This window comes from Flaviramulus sp. BrNp1-15 (genome assembly GCF_022259695.1).
In the GTDB taxonomy this organism is placed as follows: domain Bacteria; phylum Bacteroidota; class Bacteroidia; order Flavobacteriales; family Flavobacteriaceae; genus BrNp1-15.
The window spans coordinates 2,178,401-2,196,274 of record NZ_CP092099.1; the positions used below are offsets into that span (position 1 = coordinate 2,178,401).

Annotated in this window: 20 protein-coding genes; 18 read left to right on the forward strand and 2 right to left on the reverse strand. The window is 29.6% G+C overall.

Annotation, left to right across the window (positions count from 1 at the left end):
* The first annotated feature begins 15 nt into the window (after positions 1-15).
* The 9 genes from MBM09_RS09560 (at position 16) to MBM09_RS09600 (ending at position 8,203) form a co-directional block, all read left to right on the forward strand.
* Positions 16-1,062 (forward strand): glycosyltransferase family 9 protein, encoded by a 1,047-nt coding sequence (locus tag MBM09_RS09560; RefSeq protein ID WP_238673493.1) that lies wholly within the window; start codon positions 16-18, stop codon positions 1,060-1,062.
* Positions 1,063-1,130: 68 nt separating this feature from the next.
* Positions 1,131-1,706: a Crp/Fnr family transcriptional regulator gene (locus tag MBM09_RS09565; RefSeq protein ID WP_238673494.1), complete on the forward strand. Its 576-nt coding sequence runs from the start codon at positions 1,131-1,133 to the stop codon at positions 1,704-1,706.
* 115 nt (positions 1,707-1,821) lie between these two features.
* Positions 1,822-2,220 carry a heme-binding protein gene (locus tag MBM09_RS09570; RefSeq protein WP_238673495.1) on the forward strand — a complete coding sequence of 133 codons (399 nt, stop codon included), beginning with the start codon at positions 1,822-1,824 and terminating at the stop codon, positions 2,218-2,220.
* 33 nt (positions 2,221-2,253) lie between these two features.
* A complete protein-coding gene (locus MBM09_RS09575; RefSeq protein WP_238673496.1) occupies positions 2,254-3,354 on the forward strand; it encodes an alkene reductase in 1,101 nt (366 codons plus the stop codon).
* 58 nt (positions 3,355-3,412) lie between these two features.
* Entirely contained in the window at positions 3,413-4,225 is an 813-nt protein-coding gene (locus MBM09_RS09580) for a dienelactone hydrolase family protein (RefSeq protein ID WP_238673497.1), read from the forward strand.
* A gap of 6 nt (positions 4,226-4,231) precedes the next feature.
* Positions 4,232-4,651 carry an OsmC family protein gene (locus tag MBM09_RS09585; RefSeq protein ID WP_238673498.1) on the forward strand — a complete coding sequence of 140 codons (420 nt, stop codon included), beginning with the start codon at positions 4,232-4,234 and terminating at the stop codon, positions 4,649-4,651.
* A gap of 140 nt (positions 4,652-4,791) precedes the next feature.
* Complete coding sequence (locus MBM09_RS09590; RefSeq protein WP_238673499.1) at positions 4,792-5,337, forward strand: DUF4251 domain-containing protein; 546 nt, start codon at positions 4,792-4,794, stop codon at positions 5,335-5,337.
* Between the two features lie 124 nt (positions 5,338-5,461).
* Positions 5,462-7,300 (forward strand): glycoside hydrolase family 2 protein, encoded by a 1,839-nt coding sequence (locus MBM09_RS09595; RefSeq protein ID WP_238673500.1) that lies wholly within the window; start codon positions 5,462-5,464, stop codon positions 7,298-7,300.
* A 276-nt stretch (positions 7,301-7,576) separates the two neighbouring features.
* Positions 7,577-8,203 (forward strand): hypothetical protein, encoded by a 627-nt coding sequence (locus MBM09_RS09600; RefSeq protein WP_238673501.1) that lies wholly within the window; start codon positions 7,577-7,579, stop codon positions 8,201-8,203.
* Between the two features lie 11 nt (positions 8,204-8,214).
* Here the strand turns inward: MBM09_RS09600 and MBM09_RS09605 are convergent, their stop codons facing one another.
* Positions 8,215-9,135 (reverse strand): AEC family transporter, encoded by a 921-nt coding sequence (locus MBM09_RS09605; protein ID WP_238673502.1) that lies wholly within the window; start codon positions 9,133-9,135, stop codon positions 8,215-8,217.
* Positions 9,136-9,332: 197 nt separating this feature from the next.
* On the reverse strand, positions 9,333-10,550 hold the full coding sequence (locus tag MBM09_RS09610) for an IPT/TIG domain-containing protein (RefSeq protein WP_238673503.1): 1,218 nt from the start codon (positions 10,548-10,550) through the stop codon (positions 9,333-9,335).
* A 146-nt stretch (positions 10,551-10,696) separates the two neighbouring features.
* On the opposite strand from MBM09_RS09610, the gene MBM09_RS09615 reads away from it, so the two are divergent.
* The 9 genes from MBM09_RS09615 (at position 10,697) to MBM09_RS09655 (ending at position 17,855) form a co-directional block, all read left to right on the forward strand.
* Positions 10,697-12,586, forward strand: a complete 1,890-nt coding sequence (locus tag MBM09_RS09615) for a tetratricopeptide repeat-containing sensor histidine kinase (RefSeq protein ID WP_238673504.1) — start codon at positions 10,697-10,699, stop codon at positions 12,584-12,586.
* Positions 12,587-12,593: 7 nt separating this feature from the next.
* Entirely contained in the window at positions 12,594-13,238 is a 645-nt protein-coding gene (locus MBM09_RS09620) for a response regulator transcription factor (protein WP_238673505.1), read from the forward strand.
* A gap of 8 nt (positions 13,239-13,246) precedes the next feature.
* Entirely contained in the window at positions 13,247-14,518 is a 1,272-nt protein-coding gene (locus tag MBM09_RS09625) for a metallophosphoesterase (protein ID WP_238673506.1), read from the forward strand.
* 33 nt (positions 14,519-14,551) lie between these two features.
* Positions 14,552-15,424, forward strand: coding sequence for an AraC family transcriptional regulator (locus MBM09_RS09630; protein WP_238673507.1), 873 nt, complete (start codon positions 14,552-14,554; stop codon positions 15,422-15,424).
* Between the two features lie 90 nt (positions 15,425-15,514).
* Positions 15,515-15,916, forward strand: a complete 402-nt coding sequence (locus tag MBM09_RS09635; RefSeq protein ID WP_238673508.1) for a DUF5367 family protein — start codon at positions 15,515-15,517, stop codon at positions 15,914-15,916.
* A 22-nt stretch (positions 15,917-15,938) separates the two neighbouring features.
* Positions 15,939-16,790: an NAD(P)H-binding protein gene (locus MBM09_RS09640; protein ID WP_238673509.1), complete on the forward strand. Its 852-nt coding sequence runs from the start codon at positions 15,939-15,941 to the stop codon at positions 16,788-16,790.
* Between the two features lie 199 nt (positions 16,791-16,989).
* Positions 16,990-17,334 carry a 5-carboxymethyl-2-hydroxymuconate Delta-isomerase gene (locus MBM09_RS09645; RefSeq protein ID WP_238673510.1) on the forward strand — a complete coding sequence of 115 codons (345 nt, stop codon included), beginning with the start codon at positions 16,990-16,992 and terminating at the stop codon, positions 17,332-17,334.
* Between the two features lie 12 nt (positions 17,335-17,346).
* On the forward strand, positions 17,347-17,649 hold the full coding sequence (locus MBM09_RS09650; RefSeq protein WP_238673511.1) for a hypothetical protein: 303 nt from the start codon (positions 17,347-17,349) through the stop codon (positions 17,647-17,649).
* A complete protein-coding gene (locus MBM09_RS09655; protein ID WP_238673512.1) occupies positions 17,646-17,855 on the forward strand; it encodes a hypothetical protein in 210 nt (69 codons plus the stop codon). Before MBM09_RS09650 ends, MBM09_RS09655 begins: the two co-directional genes overlap by 4 nt.
* Positions 17,856-17,874 lie beyond the last annotated feature (19 nt).

Here is a 17,874-nt window from a genome sequence, read left to right on the forward strand (position 1 = left end):
ATTAATAAAGTATTAATGAAAGTACCCACAAGCATAAATAATATTAGAAGACGTGTAATGCATAGCATTACCAAAAATATTGGAAAATCTTACACAGATCCTGTAGTTGATACTTCTAAAAAACTAGACATAAAAAAAGTACTCATAATAAGACCTAATCACCGTTTAGGTAATCAGTTATTACTAACACCAATAGTACAAGAGGTTATAAATACGTTTCCAGATTGTAAAATTGATTTGTTTGTAAAAGGAGGTGTTGCTAACCCTGTATTTCAAAACTATTCTCAAATCAATAAAATAATTCAACTTCCTAAAAAACCTTTTAATCACCTGTTTAAATACGCAATGAGTTGGGTTTCGATTAAGAGAACGCATTATGATTTAGTAATTAATGGGGATAAAGATTCTTCTTCAGGGCGACTTCTTACACAAATAAGTAAAGCGACTTTTAAAGTTTTTGGAGATGTTCATGAAGATATTCAGGCAAAGTATCCAGATTATAAGCATATATCAAAATACCCTATATACAATTTAAGACGTTATTTGGAAAAACTTGGATTTGATGAAAACAATAGCAATCTACCTGTTTTAGATATTAAACTTAATGCTGAAGAAATAGTAAATGGTAAAAAGATACTTGATGATATTATAAAAAATGATAAAAAAACCATTTGTATCTACACTAATGCAACAGGAGAAAAATGTTATTCTGAAGATTGGTGGGAAACGTTTTATTCGCGTTTATTAGAAGAGTATCCTAACTATAATATTATTGAAATGTTACCTATTGAAAACATTTCTAAAATTAATTTTAAAGCTCCACATTTTTACAGCAAAGATATTCGCGAAATGGGAGCCATCATTAAAAACACAAGTATTTTTATTGCAGCAGATAATGGTGTAATGCATTTAGCTAGTGCCACATTAACACCAACAGTTGGATTCTTTTCGGTAACAGACCCTAATATTTATGCACCTTATGGTAATAGAAATATAGCACTTCATACGAAGTATACTAATTTAGAAGATTGGATTAAAGCTATTGATAAAATTCTAAAATAAGCCTAAAAATTCTAACTCAAAATTATTAGTTTCTTTACCTTTAGTTTGAAATAATTTAGGTTTTAAATATGGACGAAATAATTGTTAATCATGTAAAGGAGTATGTAAATTTATCTGATGATGATTTAAAACTGTTTACGTCCATGCTAACTGAAATTAAGTTGGCTAAACGAAAGCTTTTATTACAACCCGGTACACATGTTAAACATGAGTATTTTGTTACAAAAGGGTGTTTAAAGTCTTATTATCTAGATGCAAAAGGCAATAGAAATATTGTTCAATTTTCTATTGAAAATTGGTGGTTAGGCGATTTTGATGCATTTTACAACAATGTGCCTTCAAAACTTTATATCGAAGCCATCGAAGATTCTACACTACTTGCCATAAATTATGATAATCTTCAAATACTATTTAAAAAAGCTCCTGTTTTTGAACGTTATTACAGACTATTAGTTACTGGTGCTTTTATTTCTCAACGTAAACGTATTTTATCTTCTTTAGTTAACAACACCAGAGAGCGTTATTTAGAGTTTTGTGAAACTTACCCAAGCATTGAAAATCGTGTTCCTAATTATCATATAGCAAACTATTTAGGCGTTTCACCCGAACGATTAAGTCGTATTAGACGCGAATTAAAGAATTAGTGCTTAATATTGACATAGGTCAATTAAATTGATGAAACTGTATTCTACATTTGTGAATGTAAATTATAGTATAAAAACGATAATACAATTAACATTTAATTTAAAACCTAGAAACATGAATATTACATTAGCACAAGCACAAACTGCAATAGAAAAAGCCATAGCTAAGTCTAAAGACATTGATACTAAAATGAATATATGCATAGTTGATGCAGGCGCCAACCAAGTTGCTTTTGCACGAATGGATGGTGCGTGGTTGGGTAGCGCTGATATAGCGCTTAAAAAAGCAAAAACAGCACGTTTTTTTGATATGCCAACAGGAGAAATTGGAAAGCTCTCTCAACCAGGTCAGGCTCTATTTAATATTGAACATTCTAACGGTGGATTAATTTCATTTCCTGGAGGTCTTCCAATAAAAAATAGTAATGGCGAAGTTATAGGAGCTATAGGAGTAAGTGGGAGTACTGTAGAAAATGATCATACAGTAGCCAAAGCTGGTACAGAATTATTTTAAATCAAGCGTTTAAAAAATTAATATTAAAATATTATGAGTAAACAACCTTTATTACAACCCTATAAAAGTAAAAATTTAAATCTTAAAAATCGAGTAGTTATGGCTCCTATGACGCGTAGTAGAGCAGATAACGAAGCCCATAAACCAACTGATGAATTACACGGTATTTATTATGAAGAACGTGCTTCGGCGGGATTAATTATAACAGAAGGTTCTCAAGTATCTACAAAAGCTGTGGGTTACATTAATACTCCGGGAATTTATTCAGATTTACAAGTTGAAGGCTGGAAAAAAGTAACAAAGCGTGTCCATAATAAAGGTGGAAAGATTTTTATTCAGTTATGGCATGTAGGTAGAATGTCCCATCCTGATTTTCACAATGGTGAACTACCTCTTTCAGCATCTGCTATAAATCCAAATTCAAAATCATACACACCAAGTGGATTTAAGGATACTGTAGCTCCAAAAGAAATGACAAAATCTGATATTGAGGAAACCATCAAAGATTTTCAAAATGCAGCAAAAAATGCTCTTAAAGCAGGGTTTGATGGTGTAGAAATTCATTCTTCAAATGGGTATTTATTCCATCAGTTTTTTAATGGTACTTCTAATCATAGAACAGACGAATACGGTGGGAGTATAGAAAACAAAGCACGTTTTTTCTTTGAAGCGTTAGATGCTGTAAAAGAAGTTATTCCTGAAGAAAAAATAGGCGTAAGGTTTAATCCTTCTCTAAATGGTATTTTTGGTATGACCATGGATGAAGATACAATTCCTACTTTTGAGTATATTATAAAAAGATTAAACGATTACAATTTAGCATATGTACATTTATCAGAACCTTTTAACGACGTATCAGATATACCGTATGCAGTAACAGAAATCGCTAAGCATTTTAGACCCCTTTACAACGGCACACTTATGATAAATACGGCTTTTACAAAAGAGACTGGTAACAAAGTTATTGAAGACGGAGATGCAGATTTGGTAGCTTATGGCAAGCCTTTTATTTCTAACCCAGATTTAGTAGAGCGTTTTGAAAATGATATTGATTTGGCCAAATGGGACGAAGATACATTTTACACAACGGGTAAAAAAGGATATACAGATTATCCAAAAGCTAATGAAAACTAAAAATTTTATTTTAATAGAAATTATGAAAACACAATTTAAAATTAAAAAATCCTTTTTCATGCTTGTCATTATACTAGGAGTTTTGTCTTCATGTAAAGACAAACCAAAAGACAAAGTTGAAGAGGTAATCGCTAAAGACATTGAAATTAAGGGTGAAGAGGTAATATACAGCACTGATACTACCCAAATGAAAGGCTATATAGTTTATGACAAAAATTTAAAAACTAAACGACCTGGAATAATAGTAGTTCACGAATGGTGGGGACATAATGATTATACACGAGAACGTGCAAATATGTTAGCTGATTTAGGTTATACAGCCATTGCAATAGATATGTATGGCGACGGAAAACAAGCGGATCACCCTGGTGATGCTGGTAAATTTTCTGGAATGGTAATGAAGAATATAGATATGGCTAAAGCACGTTTTGATGCCGCTTTAGAAGTTTTAAAGAATAATCCATCTGTTGATAGTACACAAATAGCAGCTGTAGGATATTGTTTTGGAGGAAGTGTTGTATTAACTATGGCCAATGCAGGAAAAGATTTGGATGCTGTAGCGGCTTTCCATAGTGGGGTTCAATTACCAATAATGCCTAATAAAAACCTTAAAGCTAAAGTTTTAGTAGCTAATGGAGCAGACGACCCATTTGTGTCCCCAGAGTCTGTTGTAAACTTCAAAAAAGCTATGGATAGTATTAATGCCGATTACACTTATGTGGCTTATCCAGGAGCTAAACATGCCTATACAAGTAAAGGTGCTGATGCCTTAGGTAAGAAATTTGAATTACCCTTAGAGTACAATGCTGAAGCCGATGCAAAATCATGGGAAGCCTTACAAGAATTACTAAACAAAACATTTAATAAATAAAATACCATGATATTTACTAGAAAAGCTAACGCCCAATGGAAGGGAAGTGGTAAAGATGGAAATGGAACACTAACCACAGCAAGTAAAGTACTAGAAAACACACCATACTCCTTTCATACACGTTTTGAAGATGGTGAAAAAGGCACCAATCCAGAAGAATTAATTGGTGCTGCACATGCAGGTTGTTTTGCTATGCAATTAAGTTTCCTGTTAAACGAATCAGGTTTTACAGCAAATACCTTAGATGTGAGTGCTAAAGTGACTTTTGAAGAAGGAAGTATTACTCAAATTGGATTAAATTTAGAAGGAAGTGTGCCAGATATTGATGGAGAACAATTTCAACAAATTGCACATAAAGCTAAAGACGTTTGTCCAATATCAAAACTATTAAATACCAATATTCAATTAGAAGTTAAACTTCTGTAGTTTGTAAAATATAGGTTTACTCTAACCAGTATGTGAATTTACATACTGGTTTTTTTTTATTTACTGGATGCTTTACAATGTATTTATGAAAAATAATTGGCTTAGTTTTTGTATCTTATAAAGAGTAAAAACGTGTTAAAATGAAAACTTCAAAATACATAATCGGTTTAGTTCTATTAACTATATTTTCTTGCGGAACAGCAAAAAACAGAGCAACTCAATCTGAAATAGAAGCTTTAAACAAACTCGTGGAAAACAAACAATTTACTATTGAGTCAAATTGGGCTTATCCGCAAGCAACAAGAGCAATGCAACAGGTATTGAATTCTGGATTATTACCACCAGGAAGCAATTCTGGGGGTATTAATTTAATTGGTAACCCTAATTTTTTACGTATTTCAGGAGATAGTATTACGTCTTATTTACCATATTTTGGTGAACGTCAAATGCAAGTTAACTATGGAGGTAGAGATGGTGCAATTGAGTTTGAGGGCATTATGGAAAATTATGAATCTGAAATAAATAAAGATGGTAGTCATAATATAAAATTTAACGCAGCAAGTAATTCCGAAAACTTCACGGTATATATAAAATTATGGCCAAAATTAAAAAGTGATATAGTTCTAAATAGCCCATCTCGATTTACAATTCGATATTCCGGTAGTGCAAAACCAATTACAGATTAGCTAAGTGCTAAAACTCTAGTATTTCATAGCTGTAAAATTGTTTAAAAAATAAAAAATTGTTAAACGTTAACATTTTATTAGAAAGAGTCTTAAATTTAGATTCTAATATAAAATAGTTTAAATAGTGGCTTCAAAATACACAAAAGTCTTTCTTTTAATTTTAGTTGTAAATTCCTTTTTTTCTAAAATCAATTCGCAAGAAGATTTATTAATAAACGCTTATAACAGAACATCTACATCATTAAACGGACAGTGGAATTATATTGTAGATCCTTACGAAAATGGTTACTATGATTACCGTTATGAAGCTTTTGATAAAGCAGAATCACCAAATATTAGTGCTTATTTTTTGAACTCCAAACCAAAAGATAAATCAGATAGAATTGAATACGACTTCGATTTGTCAGAAACCATTACGGTTCCCGGAGATTGGAATACACAAGACGATAAGTTGTTTTTTTACGAAGGAACTGTTTGGTACAAAAAATCATTTGATTATGAAAAAGCTAATAATAGTAACCGTGTATTTGTATATTTTGGAGGCGTAAATTATTTAGCAGAAGTTTATCTAAATGGAAAAAAAATAGGAATTCATGAAGGTGGGTTTACATCTTTTAATTTTGAAATTACTTCCCTGTTAAAGGACAAAGACAATTTTTTGATTGTAAAAGTAGATAACAAACGAAAAAAAGAAAATGTACCAACTTTAAATACCGATTGGTGGAATTATGGAGGAATAACTCGAGATGTAAAACTTATTGAAACGCCTTCAACTTATATACAAGATTATGTTATTCAACTAGATCCTGGAAATAAAGATCTAATAAAAGGTTATATTAAATTAAAAGGTGAAGATATTGCTGGTAAAACATTAAAAATCAACATTGAAGAACTTGATATCTCTAAGTTTTTTAAGACTAATGAAAATGGAGAAGCTTTAGTAGAAATTAAAACTAATAACATTTCGTATTGGTCAGACACTAATCCTAAATTGTATGATGTAATCATTGAATCAGGAGATGATGTAATCACAGATCAAATAGGGTTTAGGACAATTAAAACTTCTGGACAAAATATACTTTTAAACGACAAACCTATTTTTCTAAAGGGTATTTCAATACATGAAGAAAACCCTGTTAAAGGCGGTAGAGCAAACACCATTGAAGATGCTCAATTACTTCTTAATTGGGCGAAAGAATTGGGCTGTAATTATGTACGGTTAGCACACTATCAACATAATGAACACATGATTCGTGTTGCAGATCAAATGGGAATAATGGTTTGGGAAGAAAACCCTGTGTATTGGACTATTCAATGGCAAAACACAAATACTTATAACAATGCTAAAAATCAATTAACAGAATTGATTAATAGAGATAAAAATAGGGCTGCAACAATTATATGGTCTATGGCAAACGAAACACCGGTTAGTGATGCCAGAAATACATTTTTAATTAACTTAACAAAAGAAGCAAGACGTATTGATTCTACAAGGCTTATTAGTGCTGCTTTAGAACAAAGTACAGATAAAAACAATCCTGATGTTATGCATATAGACGACCCCTTTGCTGACTATTTAGATGTACTTAGCTTCAATGAGTATATTGGTTGGTATGTTGGTTTACCAGAACGATGTCGGGAAGTCATTTGGGAAATTGAACAAAATAAACCGGTATTAATTTCAGAATTTGGCGCAGGAGCAAAGGCAGGTTTACATGGTGATAAACTTGAAAGATGGACAGAAGAGTTTCAAGAGTCAGTATACATTGAAACATTGAATATGATTGATAAAATACCTCAATTGCGCGGTTTTTCACCTTGGATTCTTGTTGATTTTCGATCTCCAAGACGTCATTTACCTATAATACAAGATGGTTGGAACAGGAAAGGGTTAATATCTTCTGAAGGCAAAAAGAAAAAAGCATTTTTTGTATTAAGAAAATATTATAATAATAAAAACTAATTAAACCTTAGTTGCTAATTCATTCAATATCAATAAATTATTATTTGTATTCCTATGTAGTTCTCTACAATTTTTACAACCTCAAAAACCTTAAACTCATTAAATTAATGAATAATATGTAGTTGAAAATTAAGGTTTTACTTAAAACTTAGTCTTGTTTTGTCGATAATTATTGCATATAATTTCTTTTTATCGTAGAATTTTATAGTTCAAACGATTTTTTTATGTGACTAAGCCTTAGTTGTTTAGTTTTGAGATAATTAAAAATTCAGCCCCATGAAAAATTTAAATTCTTTTGTTTGTTTAGTTTTCTTTATAAGCACTTTTAATGTGATAAATGCACAGGATACATCATCTGTTTCAGATGAAATTCCTCAAAATTACAAGAAGCGTAGTCCTATTTATGATTATTCTGAAAAACAACTAAACAACGTTGATACCATTCCAGATTTTGCATCAAAATCAAATAAATTAAAAATTACTGGTACTATATATGAAAGTGATGGTGTTACACCTGCGAAAAATGTATTGCTTTTTATACACCAAACTGATGAGAATGGAAATTTTGAATTAAAAAGAGAAAACAAAAAGCGCTATGTGCACCATAGAGGTTGGGTGAAAACTGATGCTGATGGACGTTATACTTTTTACACATTTGTTCCAGGATCTTATATATACGGTAATGAATTAAAACAGATATTACCTATTATAAAAGAACCAGGAAAACCAGAGCAAAAAATTGAAACCTTTGTTTTTGATGATGACCCTTTATTAAAAGATGCATGTCGTGAAAAAATAGAAAAAACCAACCCAAACAGAATCCTCAAACTTGATAAAAAAGAAGGTTTATTCGTAGCTAAAAGAGATATTATTTTAGGTAAAGAAGAAAGTGCATCATATTAAAAATGTATCAACTACCACAACATTAAACCAATAAAGCACAGAAAAGACCATAATGTGTATATTATTATGGTATTATTGAAAAACAAAATCTCATCACTATCCTTTCGCATCATTATTGGTAATATAAAGGGTGGAGGCAATATAATAAATGCCATAAATGCTTTAAAAAACAAAGAGTCTATTTCTCCTAAAATTAAGACCAATAGTTGATAAAGCCCCAAACCTAAAACCATTACCACTGCAAAACGAATGAAAATCATTTTAAAAGACGCCATCCAATTGGCTGATTTTAATCGTAATGAATACCCCACTACAATTAGAATTAAAGGCGATGTAATAACCGCTAAAATTTCTAAAGTTTGAATAATACCATAGCCAATTAAATTAGCTTCAATTGTAGAATGAATACCAGTTACATTTACCAAGATACCAACTACAATGGCGATTATTATAGGCGATTTTAAAAATGAAAGAAAACTATTAACAAAACTTACAGAATCTGAGTTCTTGTGTTTTAAAATTGGCGCATAAACAAACCAAATAAATAGTTCGTGACCAAGACCAATTAAAGCAAAAAGTGATAAATTTTCAATACCCCAAATTGAAGTAAATAAAGCCACACCAAGCATACCAAATTCAAAACCAGTGAAATATGGTGCTGTATACTCAAATTTTAGTTTTGATTTAAGTAAAAACCCGATTACATAAAGCAGGCAGCAATATGCAAAAACAAGTAGAAATAGTAAAGTGTAATTAAGTTCTAAATCAGCTTTACTAAATGCAAAAAAAAGAGCAGCAGGAAGTGAGATTTTTAAAATAATAAACTTTAATCCACTAATAACATCTTCGTTAATCTCTCTAGATTTTTGAAGAATAACACCAATTAATAAAATAAAAAGTAGAGGAAGGATTTTTGATATAACTAAACTCATAAGTTTGCTAAGATAGAAATAAAATAAATTTTATTTCTATCTATTAATCACCCATTAGGATAGAATCTAGTTAAAAGGTACTATAATATATATTATAGTACCTTTTATAAATACAATACTCATTTGTAAAAAGCGAATGGAAAAGACTATATTAAATTTAGTATTTATTTGATATCAAATACTTATAAGAATAGCTATTATATTTGTTTTTTATGTAAATGGCCATTACTAATTATATAAACAGTATTTTCATAATAGTTTGAAGTAATCACTTCACTTATACCTATATATAATAATTTCCATGCCTCACCACCATCTTCTGTATAAAGAACACCACCGTTATTAGTTATAACAACACCTTTTAATGAGTCAAAAAAGATAATTTTATTAATGCTTTCATTTGTAGTTGATAAACTCGGTATTTCATTGGTTTCCCATCCGTTTTCCATGTTGGTTGTATAATACAAACCACCAGTATTACCAATTAATTGTGTTAAACTTAACCATGATTTTTCACTATCAAAAGAATAAGATAACAGACTATTTTCAATTGATATATTTAAATTTTGAGTTGTCCAATTTTCACCATTGTCAGTTGTTTTTATAATCTCATTAGCTTCTTTATTTAAAAACAGAATTTCATTTTCATTTTTTTGAGCAATTTCAATTTTAAATGTAGGCACATTAAGCATCAAGGTTTCTTCCCAGGTGTTACCAGCATCAATAGTTTTAAATACATGAGTGTTTCCCAATTTATCTGCTAAAAGAAAGCCTTCAGATTCATTTATGAAAAATAGATTAGAAATTAAAAAACTAACGTCTAACACTGTAAAGTTCTCCCAAGTATTTCCACCATCAATTGTTTTTTTAAAGGTGTTTAAATTACCCTTGGCATAAACAGTATTGGTGTTAACTGCAGAAAAGAAAAAATCTGCAACATCTTCTTGAAAAATAGTAGTCCAAGTTTTTCCACCATCTACAGTTTTATCAATTCTAGACATGCTAACTGAATTGTCTATTTTAATAGCAAAACCTGTAGTGTTTGACACAAATTCTAATTGTGTATAATTATCAGTCTCTGTAGCTTCCCATTCTGGGTCAAGTATTTTTAAATATACTTCAGTATTACTTTCTGATTGGTCAAATTCAATAGATAATAAACCGCTTGACGCATTTTCTGGAATATTAAACGCAATATAATTATCTGTTACCATTGTAAGCAATAAAACTTCACCATTGAATAGTAAGGTAGGGTTATTATCTAAATCGGTACCATTAATTAATACTTCTGATCCTGCTTCAAAAATGTTAGGGGAAACTTCAGTAATAAATGGATTTTTCTCTTTAATGTCTGTTGATGAATCACAAGAATAAATTAAAGTTAATAGACTTAAAATGTAAAGTAGTTTTTTCATGACGTTTCTTATTTGTTGTTATGTTTAACAAATATCTTGCCGTTTTACATTTATTATATAACGGTATTTGGGTATTTTACAACTCACTGTTTTCTGGTATAGTTATATAAATTGTATTTCTTTTCTTTGTTTTATAATTATAATCAATGAAGTATTTACTCCTTTTCTTTTTAGTTCTAATAAATTTTAATGTGACAGCGCAAAATGGTGTTACAAAAGAGGATAATGAGATTTTAATGAATCTTAGGTGGCAACTTGACAATAAAAATGTTGATGAGGCAATAAGGAAAGCCGATTCTTTATATACATTATCAGTTGAAAACAACAGAAAATATCTAAAAATATTGATGCTAGATGTTTTAGCCGTTGGTCATTCTAAAAAAGGAGATTATGAAACGGCTAACAATTACTTTTTGAAGAAATATGAAGAAATTAGCAAGCTAAATGATTCTTACGTAAAAGACTCTTTACGTGTTGAAAATTTAAATATCCATGGAAATATCTATTTAGATCAAGGAAAATATTCAGAGGCTTCCGTTAACTTCCACAAATCGTTAGAAATAGGTCAGAAGCTTAATGATTCTATTTTAATTGGAGCCAGTTATAATTGGCTAGGAAACACATATGCAGAACAAGGTTTATTAGATGATGCTTTATTTTATTTTAAAGAATGTGTAAAATACGACACTTCATTAGGAATGAAAAATGTTATAGATAGCAATATAGGAGCTATTTATGCTGAGAAAAAAGATTTTGAAAAAGCCGAAGAATACCTTTTAGAATCCTTAAAAACAATAGATACAACCAATATTTACGATCTTTCTATAACATATAACAATCTTGCATATATTAATACTGAGAAGGGAAATCATCAAAAAGCACATACGTTATATTTAAAATCGTATGAATACGCTTCACAGGTAAACAACAAGCTATATCAATTAGAGAATAGGTTGAATTTAATAACGTCCTTTACTAATATTAATGATTTTAGCACAACAAAACAGTATATAAAAATATGTGATTCATTGGCAAAACACATTGATTCCAATGCATTAAAAATGGAATTATATCAAGTTATATATGAAAGTTCTGTAAAAATGAACGATTACAAAACTGCCTATGAGAATCTTGAAAAATATAATGTAGTATATGATAGCGTATATAGCTTAGAGCGAACGCAAATTGTTAAAGATTTAAAAATAAAACATGAGTCTGATTTAAAAGAATCTGAAATAGTAATGCAGCAAGAACTCATAAAAACCCAAAAAAAACAAAACAAGTGGCTTTTTGGTGGGTTAATAGCGCTTTTAGCATTGCTAGGAATATCTATTTTATTTTATAAACAACGCGTTTTAGCTCAAAAAAGGCTTCTTGAAAAACAACAAGAATTAGCCTCAGAAAAAATAAACAAACTTATTGAGACTGAAAAAGCTAAAAGCATACAATCGCATTTAGAAGGGCAAAATAAAGAACGAGAGCGTATTGCAAAAGATTTGCATGATAATATAAGTGGTAATCTAGCTGCTATTAAATTAAAAATGTCTGAGTTACAAAATCAGACTGAAGATATTCAGCAAATTGTAACCTCTTTAGATGATACCTACAACGAAGTACGCTCTATTTCACACGATTTAACTCCTAAAAAAGTATCTATAAACACCTTTACTGAACTTGTAGAACAGTTGATAGCGTTTAGAAATACATCTCAATTAACCGTGACTTTAGAGCTGTTTCCAATAGATGAATTAAACAAAATACCAGAAAATATACAAATAGAGACTTATAGTATTCTTCAAGAACTACTTACTAATATGCATAAACATTCTAAGGCTGATAAGGGAATTATAAGCATTACTTTACATGATAATTATATTAATATTCTAGTAGAAGATAACGGTATTGGTTTTAAAAAAGATTTAAATAAAGAGGGCATAGGCTTAAAAAACATAAAATCTAGAATTAGAAGTTTAAAAGGAAACTTTTATATTGAAAATCAAAAAGGAACTATTGTAAATATTAACATTCCAATTTAATAGAAAAATGGAGAATAATCAGGTTAAATTATTTATAGTCGACGATCATAAAATGTTTTTAGAGGGTATAACGTCTATATTAAACACCTTTGAAAACATTATTGTTTTAGGAACAGCAAAAAACGGGGAAGAAGCATTAAAATTGCTACCTAATTTTATGCCAGATGTATTAATAACAGATATTGATATGCCACAAATAGATGGCATAGAATTAACACAAAAAGTAAAATCTTTACACCCAAATGTTAGAATAATAGCTGTAAGTTCTCATTACAAAAGCAGCGTTATTTCAAAAGCTATTCAAGCAGGAATTGATGGCTATATACTTAAAAACACGGGGAAATTAGAATTATATAAAGCTATAGAATCGGTTTATAATAAAGAGAAATACTTTACAAACGAAGTAAAAGAGATTATAAATAATAGCATATTTAATGTAAAAAAGACAAAGGAAAATAAAGTTAATCTAAGTGATAGAGAAAAAGAGGTTTTAATTCACATTTCTAATGAAAAAAGCTCTCAAGAAATAGCAGAAATATTGTCCTTATCAGTTTATACCATTGAAACTCATCGTAAAAACTTAATGCGAAAAATAGGCACCAAAAACGTAGTTGGCTTGGTTAAATATGCTATTCAGCAAGGTATTGTTTAAAACAGAATATGAAAAGTGTAAAAAAAATAATTAAAATAAGCATTTCACTAAGTATACTCTATTTGTTTATTACTACATTAATTATGGGGTATGAGGATACTAATGAAAAAAAGGGAATATATAATTTTTATTGGTCTGGTATAAATGCGTTTTGGAAACCCAATAAAGACTTTGGGCTTAAAATCAATAAAACTATCCGCACCCATTTTAATGGTTTAGATGGTCCTTATGTTGTTGAAAATAAAGTCTATTCAATAAATGGAAACAACATTTTAGATAAAACTATTCTTGATAGTAGTAAAACTGTTAAAGTAAACACCAATTCTACTAAACTGAAATCATTTAAAGTAAAACTTAAAGACCAATATTTACCTGAAAACCAAATTTATAATGCGCCAGACAAATTAATAGCTATATCGGATGTAGAAGGCAATTTTAATGGGTTGTTGAGTTTTTTAATTGCTAACAACGTTATTGATGAGCATGCAAATTGGATTTTTAATGATGGACATTTAGTACTTAATGGTGATTTTTTTGATAGAGGCAATCAGGTAACTCAAGTATTATGGTTAATTTATCACTTAGAAAACCAAGCAGAAAAAAATGGTGGAAAAGTACATTTTATTTTAGGTAATCATGAAATCATGAATTTATATGGTAATGTAAAATATAATGATCCTAAGTATATTCATGTCGCAAAACAGATAAGTAATCTAACACCTTGGGATAAAGCTGTTTCATATCTATATTCAGAACACACCGAACTTGGAAAATGGTTGAGAACAAAAAACATTATAGAAAAAATAGGAGACATTATTTTTGTTCATGGTGGACTTAATAAATTCCATTACAAAGGAGCCTACTCAATAAACGAACTTAATAACATTGCTAAAGATTATTACGGTATTGTTCCAAATATTGAAAACCTGAAAAATGAAAGAGACAGAATTGTAATAAGTGGTATAAATAGCCCGTTTTGGGATAGAAGATTAAACCTGGATTTTAAACACAAAATGGCACTTAAAACAGATGGAATAGATATTGAACCCACAACACAAGAAGAATTAGATAGCATTTTAAGCTATTATAAAGCATCTAAAATTGTAATTGGTCATTCTATTGTTGATGATATTTCAACAGACTACAATAATAAAGTGGTTAAAATTGATGTGAAGCATGGTGAAACATTTAATTCAGGTAAAACGAAAGGAATTTTAATTGAAAATAGCCAGATACACAAAATAGACGATACAAAAGGTAAAGTTAAATTAGATATTTAGAGGTAAAAATTATTATGTAGTTTTGTTAAGATTATGACCAGAGACATAATAAATATAAACGACTTTATTATTTTAGTTGAAGAAGCTAAAATAAATACAAAATCCTTTGGTTTGGCTTCAGAGTCTAGCTCTTGCTCTTTTGACGAACCTGTAATTTCTGTAGCTTTTTATGGTTCTGGAAATGTAGACTTAACTGTTAAATATGGAGTCAAGAGCAAACAGTTTAATTACACAAAAGGATTAGCATTATCTTTTTATGCAGACCAAGAAGTTGAATTTGAACATACAGTTGAAAGCGAAAAACCTTTAGAATGCCTACTAATAGCTACTACAACAAATACAATAAATAGTTTACCAAATCAAGAAGGCGAGTTATTTGGAGAAATGCTTAATGAATTAGTAAATCCTTCAGATCATTATGTTGAAGGACCAAGTTTTATAATGACACCACAAATGCAAGAAATTGTAGATTCGTTATTTAACATAGAATATCAGGGCAAAACTAGAGTGATGTTTTTTCGAAGTCAAATTACAGCGTTACTTTCTCATTTTTTTGGTCAATTAGCATTATTAAAAACTAAAAAAATTAAAACACCAGAACGAGAAAAGCTTAATCTAGCAAAAGATATTTTATTAGATAATATAGATAATCCACCATCATTAAATGAAATATCCAAACAAATAGGCTGGAATACTTTTAAATTGAAAAAGGGTTTTAAAGAATTTTTTGGTGTTCCTGTTTTTAAATATCTACAAAATGAGCGCCTTACTTTAGCTCATAAAATGATTCGAAGTGAAGCGTCTACAGTACAAGAAGCCGCGTGGCATGTAGGCTATGATAGTTTAAGTTCATTCTCTAATGCTTTCGAAAAAAAGTTTGGATATCGCCCAAGCCAGATTAAGTAAACTACTTTTCGAACAAATCTTTCTCCTTTTTAAACAAGCCAACTGTGTACCATAAGAATAGTTTTGTCATGAATTTAAAAATTTAATGACATGAAACTAAAACGTGCAATTTTAATAGGAGTAATCATTTGGATTATTGCTATCCTGTTTTACACAATTTCAAGTAGTATTTCTGCTTTTGAACTAGAAAACCTATCAAATCTGGTGTTATTTATAGTCATAATGCCTTTAGTTTGGTTTGGATCTTCATATTATTATAAAAAAGATAAAACAACCCATGGTTATTTAGTAGGGCAAACTATGTTATTAACCGCAGTTGTCTTAGATGCTCTAATTACCGTTCCTTTTTTCATCTTACCAAATGGAGGAAGCTATTATAGCTTTTTCACCTCATTAGGATTCTGGATAATTGCATTTGAGTTTTTATTAGTAGCCGTTTTATACTGGTATACTCGAGTATATCCTAACAATTTTAAAAATCATCAATCATAAATCGAACATAAAATTAAATAAAATGAAAAGCAAAAACAACATTTTAGTCATTGGCGGAACTGGTAAAACAGGACGTAAGGTGGCGCAGAAATTAATTGAATTAGGTCATAATGTAAGAATTGGTTCAAGATTAGCTACACCATCATTTAACTGGGATAATTCTGAAAATTGGACTGAAGCTATGCAGGGTATAGACAATATATATATCACTTTTCAACCAGATTTAGCAGTTCCAGGTGCATTAGATGCTATTGAAGAATTGACTAAAAAAGCAAAAAGCTGTAATGTGAAAAAGTTAGTGCTTCTATCGGGAAAAGGAGAACGAGAAGCCGAACTTTGTGAGCAAGTCATCATTCATTCTGGTTTAGATTATACTATAGTAAGAGCAAGTTGGTTTAACCAGAATTTCAATGAAAGTTTTTTGCTAGAACCTATCCTTGAAGGTTTTGTAGCATTACCAAAGGCTGAAGTAAAAACACCATTTGTTGATACAGATGATATTGCTGATGTAGCGGTTGAAGCTCTATTACATGACAAGCACAATAGTAAAACATATCAGCTTACGGGCTCAAAAGCTATAACGTTTAAAGAAGCTATAGAAGCAATAGCTAAAGCTAGTAATAGAAATATAATTTTCACACCAATTGATTTATCAACATATATTGAAAATTTGAAACAACAAGGCATTCCATCAGACTTTGTCTGGTTAATTGAATACTTATTCTCAGAAGTTTTAGGCAATCCAAACAATTCTAAAATTACAAACGATATAGAATTAGTATTAGGGAGAAAACCCATTGAATTTACAGATTATACTAAGGAAACTGTTAAAACTGGAGTTTGGAATCCTAAAAAACAAATAATAATTAATTAAAAACTGACCGATGATACGATTAATTATAATACTAATAATTTGGCTTTTAACAAGTGCAAAAATTTTTACTCCATTACTAGAAAGACTTTATAATGACGTATTTTTATTTTTATAAAATCAATCTTTCAAAAGTATTCTTTACAAGATGAATAATTTTCATTTCATCTTGTAAAGGAGCTTTAACTAAAAAAATAATGATATGCCACACTTTGTAATAGATTGCTCAAAAAATATTATAGCTTTGAAATCTCCCGAAGAGATTATGCAAACCGTATATGATACCGCAGCATTATCAAGTCTTTTTAAAAGAGAGGATATAAAAGTTAGAATTAACCCTTTTAAATACTACAATATTGGAGAAGAAAAAAAAAGCTTTATTCACATATTTGCTAATATAATGGAAGGAAGAACTACTTCTCAAAAAAGTAAACTTTCAAAAAGTATTATCACTAAATTGAAATTAATATTTCCAAATGTTCCAATTATTTCTATGAATATTAGAGATTTTGAAGAAGCAACATATTGCAATAAACTAATGATTTAAAAATCATAATATATGACTAAAGAAGAACGATTAAAAATAATAAGCACTAGTTGGGAATTACACAATAAAGTTGAGGCTAACTATCTTATGAATCCTGCTAAAAAAGAAGATGATAATTGGTTAGAAAAACAACGTCTTCTTTTAGCTGATATGGCTTTACATCTATTACAAACGTCTATTGATCCTAAAGAAATTAAGTTAGATAGACTACGTGATAATATATATGCAATCCTTACAATAACGGATCAGTTTTTACCTAAAGCTAATCTTAAGAAAGCAACTAAAAAATTGTATGATATAATTAATAAAAAATGAAAAAATATATTATCACTTTTAGTGTCTTCTTGTATGCATTAGTAGTTCCGTATTTAGAAATTAATATAACCCATGTTTTTAATCCGGATTGGACGCCTCATGTTAGGATTCATGAAGTTTGGCAATTAATTACAAATTCTAGTATTGGCGTTTTATGTTTATGGCTGGTTTGGTCTAAAAAGAAACAAAAATCAGCACTATTTTAAGTTTACTAGTAATAGGAGG